This is a genomic window from Nostoc sp., from assembly GCF_036919675.1.
Taxonomy (GTDB): Bacteria; Cyanobacteriota; Cyanobacteriia; order Cyanobacteriales; family Nostocaceae; genus Nostoc.
Genome location: NZ_JBALCP010000033.1, coordinates 47,897 through 62,975 on the forward strand (window position 1 = coordinate 47,897; position 15,079 = coordinate 62,975).

At 39.4% G+C, this 15,079-nt stretch carries 14 protein-coding genes and 1 pseudogene; 6 read left to right on the top strand and 9 right to left on the bottom strand.

The features are described 5' to 3' along the window. Positions 1-470 precede the first annotated feature (470 nt). A complete protein-coding gene (locus V7K49_RS05160) occupies positions 471-3,185 on the top strand; it encodes a DUF3536 domain-containing protein (RefSeq protein ID WP_335204757.1) in 2,715 nt (904 codons plus the stop codon). 53 nt (positions 3,186-3,238) lie between these two features. Here V7K49_RS05160 and V7K49_RS05165 read toward each other — a convergent pair whose 3' ends face one another. From V7K49_RS05165 to V7K49_RS05190, 6 genes and pseudogenes are all read right to left on the bottom strand, one after another. Continuing rightward, positions 3,239-3,484: a hypothetical protein gene (locus V7K49_RS05165; protein ID WP_335069310.1), complete on the bottom strand. Its 246-nt coding sequence runs from the start codon at positions 3,482-3,484 to the stop codon at positions 3,239-3,241. A gap of 36 nt (positions 3,485-3,520) precedes the next feature. Continuing rightward, a complete protein-coding gene (locus V7K49_RS05170; RefSeq protein ID WP_334971769.1) occupies positions 3,521-3,766 on the bottom strand; it encodes an HNH endonuclease in 246 nt (81 codons plus the stop codon). 4 nt (positions 3,767-3,770) lie between these two features. Further along, the gene (locus V7K49_RS05175) at positions 3,771-4,868 is read right to left on the bottom strand and encodes a Gfo/Idh/MocA family protein (RefSeq protein ID WP_334866495.1); all 1,098 of its coding nucleotides are present in this window, start codon (positions 4,866-4,868) and stop codon (positions 3,771-3,773) included. Positions 4,869-4,900: 32 nt separating this feature from the next. Next, positions 4,901-5,833 (bottom strand): beta-1,6-N-acetylglucosaminyltransferase, encoded by a 933-nt coding sequence (locus V7K49_RS05180; protein WP_335204758.1) that lies wholly within the window; start codon positions 5,831-5,833, stop codon positions 4,901-4,903. 173 nt (positions 5,834-6,006) lie between these two features. Beyond that, positions 6,007-6,208, bottom strand: a pseudogene (locus V7K49_RS05185) (DUF1822 family protein); the annotation flags it as partial. A 145-nt stretch (positions 6,209-6,353) separates the two neighbouring features. Continuing rightward, entirely contained in the window at positions 6,354-6,668 is a 315-nt protein-coding gene (locus tag V7K49_RS05190; protein ID WP_335204759.1) for a hypothetical protein, read from the bottom strand. A 275-nt stretch (positions 6,669-6,943) separates the two neighbouring features. Here V7K49_RS05190 and V7K49_RS05195 point away from each other — a divergent pair, with 275 nt between their 5' ends. Next, positions 6,944-8,455: a BamA/TamA family outer membrane protein gene (locus V7K49_RS05195; protein ID WP_335204760.1), complete on the top strand. Its 1,512-nt coding sequence runs from the start codon at positions 6,944-6,946 to the stop codon at positions 8,453-8,455. 325 nt (positions 8,456-8,780) lie between these two features. After that, complete coding sequence (locus tag V7K49_RS05200; protein ID WP_335204761.1) at positions 8,781-9,017, top strand: hypothetical protein; 237 nt, start codon at positions 8,781-8,783, stop codon at positions 9,015-9,017. Between the two features lie 249 nt (positions 9,018-9,266). Here V7K49_RS05200 and V7K49_RS05205 read toward each other — a convergent pair whose 3' ends face one another. After that, positions 9,267-9,425 carry a hypothetical protein gene (locus tag V7K49_RS05205; protein WP_335204762.1) on the bottom strand — a complete coding sequence of 53 codons (159 nt, stop codon included), beginning with the start codon at positions 9,423-9,425 and terminating at the stop codon, positions 9,267-9,269. Positions 9,426-9,885: 460 nt separating this feature from the next. Here V7K49_RS05205 and V7K49_RS05210 point away from each other — a divergent pair, with 460 nt between their 5' ends. Together V7K49_RS05210 and V7K49_RS05215 are read left to right on the top strand one after the other, a co-directional pair. Beyond that, on the top strand, positions 9,886-10,389 hold the full coding sequence (locus V7K49_RS05210) for a sunset domain-containing protein (RefSeq protein ID WP_335204763.1): 504 nt from the start codon (positions 9,886-9,888) through the stop codon (positions 10,387-10,389). 403 nt (positions 10,390-10,792) lie between these two features. Then, on the top strand, positions 10,793-11,227 hold the full coding sequence (locus tag V7K49_RS05215; protein ID WP_335204764.1) for a hypothetical protein: 435 nt from the start codon (positions 10,793-10,795) through the stop codon (positions 11,225-11,227). A 146-nt stretch (positions 11,228-11,373) separates the two neighbouring features. On the opposite strand, the gene V7K49_RS05220 is transcribed toward V7K49_RS05215, so the two are convergent. Then, positions 11,374-12,282 (bottom strand): polysaccharide deacetylase family protein, encoded by a 909-nt coding sequence (locus V7K49_RS05220; RefSeq protein WP_334865649.1) that lies wholly within the window; start codon positions 12,280-12,282, stop codon positions 11,374-11,376. A 543-nt stretch (positions 12,283-12,825) separates the two neighbouring features. On the opposite strand from V7K49_RS05220, the gene V7K49_RS05225 reads away from it, so the two are divergent. Next, positions 12,826-13,884 carry a serine hydrolase gene (locus V7K49_RS05225; RefSeq protein WP_335204765.1) on the top strand — a complete coding sequence of 353 codons (1,059 nt, stop codon included), beginning with the start codon at positions 12,826-12,828 and terminating at the stop codon, positions 13,882-13,884. A 7-nt stretch (positions 13,885-13,891) separates the two neighbouring features. On the opposite strand, the gene V7K49_RS05230 is transcribed toward V7K49_RS05225, so the two are convergent. Then, on the bottom strand, positions 13,892-15,037 hold the full coding sequence (locus V7K49_RS05230) for a SpoIID/LytB domain-containing protein (RefSeq protein WP_335204766.1): 1,146 nt from the start codon (positions 15,035-15,037) through the stop codon (positions 13,892-13,894). Between the last annotated feature and the right edge of the window lie 42 nt (positions 15,038-15,079).

The following is a 15,079-nucleotide window of genomic DNA, read 5'->3' on the forward strand; positions in this document are numbered from 1 at the left end:
TCAACCATCTGTAGAGCAATTCAGAAATTGTACTGTTTTCAGTTCACTGCTGTGTATGTAAAATAAGATTGCGATTTAAGGAGTTTTTGTCATCTTTTGTTGCAAAAGTATGAATTTGAGCCAAACTACTACACCAGGAATGGGGTTTAATAATTAAAAGACAATTAAAATTTTGATTGGCGCTGAAGAACAGAAAACCCCTAACTGAGGTTTTGTTCAATGGCTAATTACTTTGAGCCTTCAGGGAAAGGGCTGTCTTGCAAAGTTCCTTTAAGTCGGCAGAGCCGCCCAACGGACTTTGCGCTGTGCGATAACGCAGATTTCCCACTACAATAAGACTGCTTTGTCAAAAATTAGGTTGGATTCCATAGTTGTTGTTTATACCGGATTTTGTGTTCAAACCATTGGAGAAAGGTTTATGCACAAACTTTTCGGTGCAACTGCAAGTTTTTTGTTTTGGATAAATATACATGACTTCTGCTGACCAAATGCCAGCTAGTGGCTCAACGTTAACATTAGATTCAGATCCCAATAACACCAAAGAAACCAATCCCCTGAGAAAGGCCAATGGTGTTTATGTGACGGTGCATGGTCATTTTTACCAGCCACCAAGGGAAAACCCTTATCTGGACGCAATTGAACGCCAGCCGAGCGCTGCACCTTTCCATGACTGGAATGAGCGGATTCATTGGGAATGCTATCGCCCGAATGCTTTTGCCAGAGTCTTAAATGATCGAGGCGAAGTGGTGGAGATCGTTAACAATTATGAGTATTTTAGTTTTAATATTGGGCCAACGCTGATGTCGTGGCTAGAACGCTACGATGTAGAGGTTTATCAGCGAATTTTAGAGGCAGATGCCAAGAGTGGCCAACGCTTGCATGGTCACGGCAATGCGATCGCGCAAGTATACAATCACATCATCATGCCTCTGGCGAACGAACGCGACAAATATACCCAAATTCGCTGGGGTAAAGAAGACTTCCGCTCCCGCTTTGGCCGCGATCCCGAAGGCATGTGGCTAGCAGAAACCGGTGTAGACTATGCCACCCTAGAAACTCTGGTTGCTGAAGGTATTCGCTTCATTATCCTTGCACCGTCTCAGGCACTGCGTTGCCGTCCCCTCCCCACTGAAGATCATCCCAATCCGGAATGGATCGAAGTCGGGGGTAGTCAGATTGATTCCACTCGTCCCTATCGTTGTTATTTGCAGCCCACACTAAGCACTTCATCTTCAACTTTGAATGCGATCGCCACTAGCCGCAAGGATAGTGGTACAGAAGAATTACCTTATATTGATATCTTTTTCTACGATGGCCCGATATCGCGGGACATGGGTTTTAGTGATGTCGTTTATAATTCGACTCACTTTGCCGGACGTATCGGTTCAGCGGTGCGTGGGGATCATCGGCCAACCCAGTTAATCTCTGTGGCGACGGATGGGGAAACCTTCGGACATCACAAGAAGGGAACTGAGAAAACTTTAGCCTACGCCTTTACCAAAGAGTTTCCTCAACAGGGTTGGACAGTGACAAACTTCGCCCACTACCTGAGCTTAAATTCTCCCAGTTGGGAAGTGGAATTGAAGTCAGTCACAGCCTGGAGTTGCGCCCACGGTGTAGACAGATGGCAGGATGACTGTGGTTGCGGTGGAGAAGGCAGCGCTTGGCATCAGAAATGGCGTCGTCCCTTGCGGAATGCTCTAAATTGGCTGCGGGATCAGCTAACTGAAGTGTATGAGGAACATGGGAGGCAGTTATTTCGTGATCCCTGGCAAGCACGAGATGAATATATTCAAGTAATGCGCGATCGCTCTGCTGGCAATGTCAACCGTTTTCTTTCCCGTCATCAAACCCACAAACTAACAGCAGCCGAACAAGTAGACGCCCTGCGCCTGTTGGAAATGCAGCGTCACGCTTTATTGATGTTCACTAGTTGCGGTTGGTTTTTTGAAGAAATTTCCCGTCCAGAGGGGACGCAGATTCTCCGCTACGCCGCCCGGGCTTTGGAATTGGCAGGGGATGTGGCAGGTGTACAGTTGGAAAAAGGCTTTGTCAAACGTCTTGGTTTAGCTCCCAGTAATGTCGATGAATTCAAACACGGTGCGGAAATTTATCGGCAACTCGTGTTAACTGCCCAGCTTGGCTTTAAGCAAGTAGCAGCCCATTACGCGATTACTTCCCTGTTTAGCAATCAGAAACTAGTAGAGACGCGCAATTCTCTGCCAAGAAAAGATGCTGCTGACAAACAGTCTCAGCGTTACCACAAAAAGGTTTATTGCTATGCTGCTAATGAGTTAGATTACCAACTGCAACGCATGGGATCGCTAACTCTGGCTGTGGGAAATTTAAAGCTGGTATCAGAGATTACTTGGGAAAGTGAGCATTTGGTATTTGCAGTTCTGCATTTGGGAGGGTGGGATTTCCACTGCTGCATTCAACAATTTACCGGGCGGCGTGACTACAGCCAAATCAAAGAAAAGCTGTTTGGGGCACTGCAACAAGCTAGTGCGGCTCATACTATTTTGGTGATGACACAGCTATTTGGGGAAGAAGCTTTCAGCTTGCAAAATCTATTTGCTGAAGAACGCCACCGGATTATGCGGCTGCTTAGTCAGGAAACACTGACACGTTTAGGACAGTTGTATACCCAAGCCTACCGTGATAATTATGGGGTGCTGATGGCGTTTCATCGAGATGAAATAGCTGTACCGCAAGAATTGCAGGTAGCAGCAGATATTGCATTAGGGCATCGCTGTCTGATCACATTGCGATGGCTTGAGCAAGATATCGCTGATCCCCAGAAGAGTTGGAATCACATATTAGAATTGGAGGCGATCGCTACTGAAGCAAAACATCTGCGTTGTCGGCTGAATATTCCCGACGGTAAGCAGATGTTAGAACAGTTAATTGCGCGATCGCTTTGGCAATTGTTGCACGATGCCAATGGTAGCTTTAATGCAGATATCCAACTATTAGAGCGATTGATTGATGTCGGGGATCAATTAAATATCGATATTTCTCTACAGCGATCGCAAGAGCTATATTTTAGTTGTCTGCACAGTCAGATAGCGCCGGTGTGTGTCACTAGCCTTGAGAATGAAGGAGATAATCAGTGTCTTCAGTTGCTCAAGTTGGGCAAAAAGTTAGCCGTTGATGTCAGTATGATCTCAAATCAGTTAGGATAAAAATCTCACACACAGAGAAGGGGATAATTTTCCCCTTTTCTTTTTAACTTCCTTTACTTAACCTGGGGGCGATCGCAATGGTAGGGATAAAGCCACTCACACTTGAAGAGTCCGTGGGTATGTTTCTCAAAAAAAGTTCCTGCATGGCGTCCAGGTGATATATCGATCCCAGCTTTCGTTTTAATCTCATATAGCCAAGGAAAGGCTACTACTAAAACAGCTATGACAGCGAAGAGGTAGAGAATCGTAGTTTTAATATTGAGGAATCTTCGGGAATTGCTATTGTGATTTTGAGGCATAGATAATCAGAAACTAATAGCCCGTCTGATCCTAACCTAAAGCTGAAAATATCGCCGGAAGCGGGGATCAATGTTGTCTGTTTTCTGCTGATTGCAGGTAATACAGAGAGTTTGGAGATTGCTGATATCGTTTTGACCACCACGGGCAAGGGGAATGATATGGTCAATGCTGAGGTTAGTTTCTCCAGTAGTTTTACCGCAGCTTTGGCATTGGTATTTGTCACGTTGAAAGACATATTTCTTTACTTCCAGTGGGATACGAATGCGGGGAGTTTTGCTCATTTTCTTAGTTGCGAAGAAATCCTTCCAAGCTGGGTACATCTACCCAACTTGCTTTTGTATGAGATTCATGGGATAAATCCATCAACAACTGAGAATAAATTCCTTCTCGCAGCGATGGTGTAATTTCCTGATTGCGGTCAATTCCTTGCACCCATTGGTCTACTACGCGGATAAATGCACAAATGCGCCCATCAACATAATTTTTGGGAAAAATTAACCGATTCGGTATTTCTATTTCCGTTAGAGGTTTACCTGGCTGGGAACCCCAAACACGAAAGCCGTGGATATAATCTTTTTGATTTTCACTGCCCACAATTAATGTACCGCGATCGCCATATACTTCTACCCAATGGGTTCTTGGTGCATGAACAACCGCACTGATCGAAAGTTGGCAAGGTGTGCCATTTGCTAATTCCAGCGTTAATATACAGTTGTCATCTGTATTCACTGGCTTAGATTCCCCACTAACAGGGTCAACTCGTGTGGGAATAGCAGTAGTTAAATGGGCGTTTAATCTCCGGACTGGCCCGAATAACCAGTGGATGTAATCGAAGGCGTGGGAACCTAAAGATCCCAATGCACCGCCTCCTTTATCTTTGTCAGAATACCAATTCCAAGGGCGTGAAGTATCAGCACGAGAAGAACCTAACCAATCAATTTTAATTAAGCGCAACTCACCCACATAGTTTTCTGACAATAGTTCAGCAAATAACTGCCATGCAGGTACAAAGCGAAATTCAAAGTCTACGGTTGCAATGACGCTTTTTTCTCTAGCTAACTGATAAAGTTCTTTAGCTTCAACTGCATTTAAGGTTGTCGGTTTTTCTAGTAATAAATGTTTCCCACCTTGTAGTACGGTTTTTGCCATTTCATAGTGCAAAAATGGCGGTGTAGAGATGCTGACTGCTTGCACTTCTGGCAATGCCACAATATCTGTAAGTGAATCGGAAGCGTGGGGAATATTATGGGATTCTGCTATGGCTTTGGCTTTATTTATATCCCGGTGATAAACAGCAACTACCTCAGTTTGAGGATGTGCTTTGAATCCAGGGATGTGGACTTTTTGACCAAATCCAGTGCCTGCGATCGCAATCCCAATCATATCATCCTTTACTCGCATACTTCTACAAGTTATTATTTACCTAATAATATCATTTTATCTATCATATCTAATATATCCGAGTCTTTACTTGGATCAAACTTCCTAGCAAATAATTTTTCTGATTGCCTAATTTTTTCAAAATCCTTTTTCTCTAAAATTAGTGGATGATAGGCATTAATCTCGTCACCCCAATCTATATATTTCAGATTATCGTTAACTACCTTATCTTTAAAAGGTGAATTTAAGATAAGTGTCTGAAAAAATATCTCATCTGCACAATAAGTGTAATTAAAACGTTTAACAAACTTAGGATTTTGCTTTACAAAAATATTTATCCATTTTATACATTCTCCTGTTAAACACCAAAATTGAGAACCTCCATAAATAGCAAAGCCTTCAGGAAGTTTGCGTTTTTTAATTAAACGCGAAATTAAAAATGAATATAATGAAGATACAATAGTAGATTTAAATTCACCATTTTCGGCAATACAATAATATTGATCATTAATACAAAAATATTGATCATTCCAAAATATGTGCCAATATTCTATTCTTAGAAAACCGCCTTCTTTCCATTGACTATAAGGTAGTGAAAAATATTCTATAAATTCTTTCCCTTGATTTTTTTGTAGAAATCTATTGAGATATGCATTTGTTTTTATCAAATAGTCTTGACCTGATAAGAACATAACATAATCAAATTCCAGTCCTGTTTTTCCTATTACATTTATTGCTTCCAAAGTAGCTTTTATCAGATTAAAAGTTCCCCATTGGGAATTATATCTCTTGACAAAAAATACATTTGATAATTTATTTAATTGACTAAACATCTGATGATATATTGTCTTATCTGTTTTTTTATCTATATGGATAAAAAATGAAACATCATCTGTATTCAACTTAAAAATAAGCCGTGCCAATTGTTCAGGATAATTATGTGCCAAAATTATATATGCTATTCTCATAAAAATTATCTTGGTAGAAAAACAAATTTGTTTCTTTTATTACCCTCATCCTATAGCATTTAATTTAAGCTTTATTACGAAATAATGAAAAGCTAAAAAAATAACCAGATATAAAGGCAAACTTTAAGATTGTATCATGCTAACCGGAGTTCGATATAATAAGTTAGCTTGAAAGGCTCTAAAACAATTTCTATATAAAGTTGTTTTCCGGCGGTTATAGCGATATCTTCGTTATTGGGAAAGGGCTGTAAATCTTCAGTGAGTAGTCGGAGTTTAAAACCACGCGGAATGGCTGCACCTACAGTGAGGTTACGTAACTCAAAGCGCCACTTCAGGTTCGCTTTGTGGTATAATTAGCAATTCGTAGATTTGACCGAATTTTAAATTTTGGATAATGGAAAAAAAGATTCTTGCGTTCCATTATTTAATGTATGTTTGAGATCTGCGAATTTAAACACGAGAATAATTCTATTATTCAAACATGTTTTGACAAGCAAGTGACTTGATTGTTGGGGTCAATCTAAATTCTATTTTTCCATATATCCAAAATAGATTGACCTGCGTAGGCGTAGCCCGCCGCAGGCATCGCTAGTTGACAAGATAAAATAGCCTCTGGTCGCGTTTGGTCAACACCCTGCACCCTAGCCGCACTCAGTAGTTGTACAATCTTCTGTAATTGCGGTTCAAGTTGAGCGATCGCCATGACTAAAACTTTGTTAATCTCTGTTTGCTGAGAGATTCTACTTTGTTCTTCTTGGGCTACAATTTCATCAATTAGGGATTGTTGTTGACTTCCGGTAAGATTGTCCAGCCACTCCCACGAATCATTAGACATCTGATTAAATTAAATATGCGTTATCCAGAACCCTTGTAGAGACGCAAGTTTCGCGTCTCTACATTCTTTTTCACCAGATGTCTATTGCCATCTTTGGAGGTATTGAGAGACTTCGGGGTAGGATAATCATACTTGCGTACATATTTAGCAGAATTTAGCAGCCATTTTTACACTTATTGAGATGTTCCCGATGTCTCCTGCTTCAGAACTATAAGACTTACGCACAATAGATTCGCTCTATGTCGTAAACTTAATAACACTAACGGATTTTCAAGATGCGAGTTCAAATAACTGTAGTTGCGATCGCGGTAATGTTATTGGGTGGGAAAAATCCAGCAGCCCTTGCAGACTCGCAATCTTCTACTCAGGATGGGGCTAGTGGTATTGTAACGCCGGAAGCTACGATCCATATAGAGGGAGGGTATGCCAAATATGGTAATTATATAGGAGCGACTTCAGGAGATAGCCAAGCGCTCGAATTTTCCCAAAAAGTTGTCAAAGATATCCAGATTCGTTTTATTAATCACAAAAATGAGTCACTTGATGACAAAGGTCAGTTAATTAAAGGGCGGACTCAGACAGATTTTATCATTGGTCTGCTGCGACTCAAACCCGGTCAGGTATTCCGTGAGGATTTGCTTCAAGCAGACTTGCAACGATTGAGGAGATTAGAGTCATTTAATCAAGTAGATGTTAATCGAGTAGAAGATGCCTCCAGTGTTAATATCATTTATAAAATCAAAGAGCGTCGCTTCCCTTCTCTAATCTTAGGAGGCGGTAGTAACGATGATGTTGGGCTATACGGTCGAGTGGGTTATAAAGATGCAAATATCAGCGGTCTTAACGATAAATTAGATACAACTGTGCAGTTGAGCACTAAAGATGTCCAGTTTAATAGTCAGTTCATTAGTCGTTATCGTCCTGAAGAACCAAACCGCTTAGGCTATAGCATTAGAAGTTTTCGTAGTCGAAATATATCGGGAACCTTTAACGAAGATATCAGATTGGCTAACGGCAACAAAGTGCGCGAGGGAAGGTTTGGCGGTTCTGTGGGACTCTTACGCTCTTTCGATGACTGGGATACATCTGTGGCTCTCAACTATACCAGGATTAGCCTCCGCGATCAAGAGTATAACGTTGCACAGGTCGATAGATTAGGGAGTCCCCTATCTGTCAGCGGTACTGGTATTGATGACCTATTTACAGTATCATTTGCTGTATCCAGAGATCAACGCGATCGCCGAGACAATCCGACTCAAGGATCAATCCTCACCCTCAGTACAGAACAAGCGATTCCCATTGGACTGGGCAATATTTCCAGCAACCGCCTACGGGGAGACTATATTCAGTATTTACCAGTCAGTTGGATAGGTAATGGTAGACCAACCGACAATCCAGAAATGTTGGCTATTAATTTACAAATTGGCACAACTTTTGGAGACTTTCCACCAGCTGATGCTTTTAATATTGGTGGGCTAGATTCTGTTAGAGGTTACGGTTATGGAAAAGTTGCCAGTGGTCGGAGTTATGGTTTAGCTTCTGTGGAATATCGTTTCCCAATTCTTCAGTCAATAGGAGGAATTCTCTTTACTGATTTAGCCTCAGATTTCGGGTCTAGCGAAACCGTGCTAGGAGAACCAGGAGTGCTGCGAGACAAACCTGGAAGTGGCTTTGGCTACGGCTTAGGATTGAGACTGAAGTCATCCTTTGGGCTGATTCGAGGTGACTTAGGAATTAGCGACCAAGGAGAAGTTAGATTTGAAGTTACTACAGGTCAGCGATTTTAATCCCAACTGTAATTACTTTGCGTTTCTTTGCGTTAATCGATACTTTTTTGCTAACATTCATTAACAAATACGCTCAGTAGATCGAAAGTCAAGAAAGTTTATCAGACACAATTAAATGTTTATCAGAAAATATTTCGCTTAAAACAAAGGGAGCATCTGATGTCAAATTATTATTTCAAATTTTAGTAAGGGCAGCAAGTTCGGGATATATAATTTGCGACACGCTACAAGCCATTTGTCCAAGATAACTGGTAATCAGCTTTCGCTTTATGCCAGATTCATGCCACTTTATGCCTTATGTCAGAAGTGAATTTTGCTGTAAAGTATGCCAGGAACCGGACTTGAACCGGTGATACGAGGATTTTCAGTCCTAGTACAAATCTTATATATCAATGGTTATAAATTACTAAATGGTAATTTACACCCATTTATTAGCATGGAACAAGTAATCGAGTTATTTGTATTGGCGTATTCGGCACAGGGGAAAACCGCAGTGATTCCCCCCAGACGTAACCATACCAGACCTCGTGACTATAACCGAGATTTACACAAAGCTCGTTAATGCAAGTGAAAACTTTTTTGCCAAACTCAAGCAGTACCGAGCGTAGGTGCAGCCCGTCGTAGACATCGCAACGCGCTACAAACTTTCTAGGTGCAATTTATCTGGCTACTTCTGTCATTTGGCTCAATTGATGACACGCCCTAATAAATTCCCTGTTTGTGGTCACAAAATATTAAGCCTTGGTTTAACACTGACCCCGGATCAACTCTTGGTCTACTAAAGTGTAGAAAGATACATTGCAAAGCCATTTCAAAACATACAATAGCGATTAGCGTTAGCGATCGCATCTCTACCAACAGGAGAATTCAAACCTGATATACAAAAAATCACGTTGCTCTCGTAGGGAGGTGGATTGTTGTCGGGGAGTGGCAGGAGGATTGTTTGTGATCGCTCTAATGAGGAATGCATACTCAGACAAGTTGCAATTGGTGAGAGTGACAGGAAACATTATCCAAACAAGAACAAAAAACTGCTTTGGTCTGCCTGAAAAAGGAAAAACAGGCACACATAGTATAATCAGTCGAGTTACACTTTTGTCACAACTTTGTCATAATTTTATCAAGAGAATGTAATAAAACCCTGATAAAGTTAGACTGCACATTTACATTTAAGCTTTTTATGTAGCTGACTATCTAAGTTGATTTTGATGCTCAGCACTAGCTCTTTATAGTCAGTTAAGTATTTCTAAGTAAAATTTCCTTTAATTCCTAGAAAATCTCAGATGGTGTGGGTTATTAAAAATATTTTTTGAATAAATAATGCCGCAGTTTATTACTTCAATTATAATTATGCGTATTATCTAATTTATTTGCATTTATTGTGCAGTACTGTCAACTTAATGTATCAAACTTTAAAAAAACTTATTTTAATGAACACTGAAATGAAACCTCGTCTATTGAGCATAGGGTTAACACTATTAGCGATAGTAATGCTTGCTAGTTGTAGTAAAAAGCCTGAAGAGGCTTCTAGCAGTATATCGTCAACTCCAAGTGCAATTGAGCAAACTCCAAGTTCTGGCAATGCTGCGACATCAACCCCTCCAAAAGCTCAAGAGTCTACTAGCAGTACACCGTCAACTCCAAGTGCAATTGAGCAAACTCCAAGTTCTGGTAATGCTGCGACATCAACCGCCAAAAAGCGACCATCGCCTGCAAATAAAACGGCTGTTTTAACAGGAGCAGAAAAGCTAGGGGTTAAACCTCAAGGAGAAACTACTTGTCCGAGTCAGGCACCTGTTAAGGGGAAAATAACAAAGAACCGAGGCAACATATACCATGTCGCCAAATCACGCAATTATGACCAGACCAAACCCGATATCTGCTTTAAAGATGAAGTAACAGCAGAGAAAGCTGGCTTTCATGCGCCTAAGTAAAGACTTTTGTTTAACTAACTTTGGGGGTTTAAGTCCCCTGCTTCTAGAGGCACTTCTGTTTTGTGTCAGGGTTAAATCCCTGTTACAAAACGTAATTGTGAACTTGTAATGAGCGGCTTGTAACGAGCAAAGTCGAGGTAAGCCGAAATATTGCGAATTAGTTTAATTTGTCGCTGGAGTTCTAAATAACAGGTAATCAGTTTTGCTCATTACCAATTATGCTCTTTAATATTCAAGAAAAACAGATATATACTTATCCTCATGTATAGGTTAAAAAGGATTTAAATTCTCAGTCAAAAGATATTTTGGAATAACAATATATAAAAACTATTTTCCCAAATAAATTGGTGATGTATGTTAAATATCATGAAAACCAAAAGCTAGTTTAATATTTTTTATCAAAATGATAGAAACCTTACTCTTAGCATCCTTTTTGGTTTCCCAATTGCCAACTCCTGAAGAAAAATTTCTAAATTTAAAAATTCAATTAGAAAAGAAAGGGTTTCAAGTAGTAATTGAGTTACCACCAAAGCGAGGAGCTTATGGTTTATTAAGAGAAGCTGACAAAAAAATTTGGATTAATCCAGTAGTGTTTGAGTTACACATTGGGACTCAGACCATAATTCATGAAGCTGTTCATGCTGCACAGGTATGTGCAGGAAAAGGAAAAATAAAAGTTTTGGGTCTAAATATTCAGCCTAGCAATTATACTCGACCTTTTTTTATGCGTTATACTGATGTTCACAGACAAGATTTAGAAAGAGAAGCCTATGCAATACAAACTCAACCTAATAGTTATGAATTAGCTGTATCTCTTCTGCATAAGTATTGTCAATAAATTGTAAGATCGTTTCAAGAATATCTGAAAAACTGTTTAGAGACTTGGGAATAAGATTACACTAACCATGTGATTAAAACTCTAATTTTGCTTTAATATAGTGTCAGCATGATCAGCAATTACATAATTTCAGGAAAGAACCAAGATTACTTTTTATTTCTAATCAACTTTTGGTTTAAATCTTGAATTTGTAAGAGTTCAGGGATAGTGACAAAGCGATAGCCCTGATTACGAAAGTTGGCAATAATTTCTGGTAAAGCTTGTACAGTCTTAGAACGATTACCACCACCATCATGCATTAAGACAATTCCACCAGGTTTTGCTTCTCTGAATACATTACCGATTAATTTGGGAATAGCAGGACGGGAATAGTCTACAGAGTCAGATGACCACAAAATAATAGCATATTTACTATTTCTAGCGTAGTCAACTACGCCATTATGCATAAATCCTCCAGGTGGTCGAAATAAATTTGTTTTTAAGCCTGTAGTTTGAAAAATCAGATCAGAAGTGTGGTCAATTTCATAAGCGGCGGCTTGTGGATTCAAGAATTGATACCAATGATGCCAAGTGTGGTTACCAATAACATGACCTTCAGCAATCTCCTGCTTGAGTAAGTTGGGATAATTTTTCACATTCTGCCCAACCACAAAAAAGGTCCCTTTGATCTGATTTTTTTTCAGGATATCTAAGACTTCTGCTGTACTTTCAGGCCAAGGGCCATCATCAAAGGTGAGAGCAATTATTTTCTGAGGCGGAGAGAGTTTTGCCGCCTCAATTATCGCACCTTGGAAACTTGATGGAATAGAATCAGAAAAACCCTTTACTTGCGCTTCTTGCTGCCAACTTTTCAGCATCACTGTCTTAAATTCCTCAACTCGCTGTTGAGTGAGTACATTTGCTGCTATATTATTTAGATTTAGAGTCTGTTTTGATTGAACTGGAAGAAGATTTATTTTGTTCAAGATGATTAAAATCAGACTCAAACTACCACAGAAGACAAGCAGCCCAACTAATTTTCCTGAAGTCCAAAGACTCGGTTTATTATTGATCACATGAAGTTCCCTTAATGGTCAAACAATCAGTCACCGTGCTGATCGGAAGTTAGACTTTTTATCTGCTTACCTTCAGAGAAAGTATAGCGATGTATTCATGTATTGCCAAGAGTGTGATTACGTACTATTCGATTTAGTTGCTTAAGATTTATTTTGTTGAAGACTCCGTTGAAAAACTCTGTTTTGCTCAGTCTCCTATTCGTGTCAGCTGATATTGTTCATATTTATAAAACCTGTACTTGATAGAACAGGTTTGGCTGGGCTTCAATGCAATTATGTAAACAAAACACACTTTCGTCATAATTTTGTAATATTTTCCTCAATTAAGTATGTAATAATTTTTCCATAATCAATCCAGATTAACTGTCAATTACTAATCTCCCAAATAAACAACATAGTAATTTTATTTGAGTAATTAATAGAGGATGTATTGATATTGACACTGGAAAAAAAATACGTATAATCTGCTAAGATTATACGTATTTTGCATAAAGTCTGACTAAAAAGCTGTCGAATAAATAAAATTATCCAGGAAATAACTCCATGAAATTATGTGGTTTTTTACTAACTATTATTAGTACTTTCTTTTTAACATCACCCAGTTTAGCAGCTAGCATAAAATCTCAAAAATTTGATGATAATCAGAGTCATTTAGAGTCAACAACGGATTGGAAGTATTTATTGGCTAGCTTTCCAAGTGGAGTAACTGTACAAAAAAGTTTGATTCCTCAACTCAATCAACCAGAGATTTTCCCGAATGTAAATGAGCCTTCTTTATTTGGTGGAATTATCCCATTAGGCAAAGAAATACCAGAATTAAAGTCTCAAGTGAGAGCATTAATGGTTCATTACAGTTTTCTCAAACCGGGAATGTTTTTCTTAGATATAGAAACAGGTAATTATTTGAATATTAATGGCGAAAAGGTATTTCCGGCAGCTAGTACTATTAAATATCCGATTTTAATTGCTTTATTTGAACAAGTAGATGCTGGGAGAATCAAACTTGATGAAAAGCTAGTCATGCGACTTGACTTAGTAGCAAGTGGTTCCGGTGACTTGCAGTATAAACGGGCAGGAATAAAGTTGAGTGTAATGGAAACTGTTAACAAAATGATTACAATCAGCGATAATACTGCTAGTAACATGATTATCGACCGTCTAGGCGGAAAAGCAAAACTTAATCAGCGTTTCCACACTTGGGGACTAAAAAACACAGTAATTCGCAACATGTTAGGAGACTTTAGAGGCACTAATACTACTAGTCCAGCAGATTTAGTCAGGTTGTCAGCCTTAGTTGACCAACATAAGTTGATTTCAGAGGGTAGTCAGTTCCAAGTTTTAGATATATTACGTCATTGCCATAATAACAAGTTGCTGGCAGCTGGTGTGGGTAAAGGTGGAACTATTGCTCATAAAACTGGGGATATTGGATTTTTGGTTGGGGATGCAGGAATTATTAGTTTGCCAAATGGTAAGCATTACTTGGCAGGAATTTTTGTGATTAGACCTCATGACGATGAGCGAGGAAGGGAGTTTGTACGGCAAGTTTCACGGATAGTTTATCAGTATCTAGATCAACCAAAATTATCCCAGAAGTATTAATTTCATGTTACTTTGCTTGGATTGTGCTTAAAGCTACGCCTTGATAATAATGCCCTAAAATTTGCAGGTAATTTACTCCTCTTTTGGCTAAATTGTATGCGCCCCATTGACTCATGCCTAAAGCATGACCGTAGCCAAGTCCAAGAAGTACAAAACTACCATCTGCTGCTTTGCTAAGGATAAAGTGAGTACTTTTAATCTTCAGGGCTGTACGTACTTCTTCACCTTGCAGTAATTTGGTTCCTTTGTCACCAACAATTTTTAAGACTTTAACACTACCAAAAGGTGAGTAGGTTTGTGCAATCATATCTAAAACATTGCCTACGCCAGAAATCCTAGCGCTAATTTCTGTAGGGGAGAAAGTTTTCACCCATTTGCATTCGCTAACATTTTGATCGTAATCTTCAACAGCACGCAAATAAGGTTCGTGGCTTCCCCAAACATCTTCGACATTTTCAGTATGTCCTCCAGAACAATCATGGAAAACTGAGAGAATAACACTGTCTTTATAAGTTAGTACCTGTTTATCAGTAGCATCGACGGCGGCATAAGTACTAGTAGTTTCATTAATTACTCCTTTATAATTTTGCCAATGATCTGGACTATCACCTAAATCATAAACAGGATTATTGCGCTGTTTTTCTCGCTCATAGAGAGCAAAAGTCCGGGCAGCAACTGCTTGCGCTTTCAAAGCTTCAATAGGCCACTCAGTATCCATTTCGCCACCAACAACACTGTAGAGATATTCTTCGTCATCAACCCAGTTAACAGCGGTTAGCCCTTTATCTGTTGGTACAACAAGAGTTCTGCCTCGATACCAGTGTTCACCAATGTAAACGAATCCCTTACCTGTCGGCTCAATCCAAAATAAACCAGACTGCCACTTATCTAAAGCCACACCGCCTGGAACTGAAGAGGCATAAAATGAACTCATTGCTGGTAATTTTCCGAGAGTTTGACCAGTACTATCTTTAACCAACGCAGTCGTTGAACTGCCAACTGTTACCTGATTAACTCCTCTCTCAATTGCGATTCGCAATATTACAGATGCTTTGCTTGGGGTAGCTAAAATCATCCACAATAAGGCACTTATCCACCAATGACCTACTTTCATCTGTGCAAACAAAGCGTTTAGTAAGAATTGGCATTTCATGTAATGCATTTTATTGATAGTGTTCAATTTCTATACAATGTT

Coding starts and splice junctions, on each gene's coding strand:
- V7K49_RS05160 (WP_335204757.1), top strand. CDS start 471: ATGACTTCTGCTGACCAAATGCCAGCTAGTGGCTCAACGTTAACATTA.
- V7K49_RS05165 (WP_335069310.1), bottom strand. CDS start 3,484: ATGCCTCAAAATCACAATAGCAATTCCCGAAGATTCCTCAATATTAAA.
- V7K49_RS05170 (WP_334971769.1), bottom strand. CDS start 3,766: ATGAGCAAAACTCCCCGCATTCGTATCCCACTGGAAGTAAAGAAATAT.
- V7K49_RS05175 (WP_334866495.1), bottom strand. CDS start 4,868: ATGATTGGGATTGCGATCGCAGGCACTGGATTTGGTCAAAAAGTCCAC.
- V7K49_RS05180 (WP_335204758.1), bottom strand. CDS start 5,833: ATGAGAATAGCATATATAATTTTGGCACATAATTATCCTGAACAATTG.
- V7K49_RS05190 (WP_335204759.1), bottom strand. CDS start 6,668: ATGTCTAATGATTCGTGGGAGTGGCTGGACAATCTTACCGGAAGTCAA.
- V7K49_RS05195 (WP_335204760.1), top strand. CDS start 6,944: ATGCGAGTTCAAATAACTGTAGTTGCGATCGCGGTAATGTTATTGGGT.
- V7K49_RS05200 (WP_335204761.1), top strand. CDS start 8,781: ATGCCAGGAACCGGACTTGAACCGGTGATACGAGGATTTTCAGTCCTA.
- V7K49_RS05205 (WP_335204762.1), bottom strand. CDS start 9,425: ATGCATTCCTCATTAGAGCGATCACAAACAATCCTCCTGCCACTCCCC.
- V7K49_RS05210 (WP_335204763.1), top strand. CDS start 9,886: ATGAACACTGAAATGAAACCTCGTCTATTGAGCATAGGGTTAACACTA.
- V7K49_RS05215 (WP_335204764.1), top strand. CDS start 10,793: ATGATAGAAACCTTACTCTTAGCATCCTTTTTGGTTTCCCAATTGCCA.
- V7K49_RS05225 (WP_335204765.1), top strand. CDS start 12,826: ATGAAATTATGTGGTTTTTTACTAACTATTATTAGTACTTTCTTTTTA.
- V7K49_RS05230 (WP_335204766.1), bottom strand. CDS start 15,037: ATGAAATGCCAATTCTTACTAAACGCTTTGTTTGCACAGATGAAAGTA.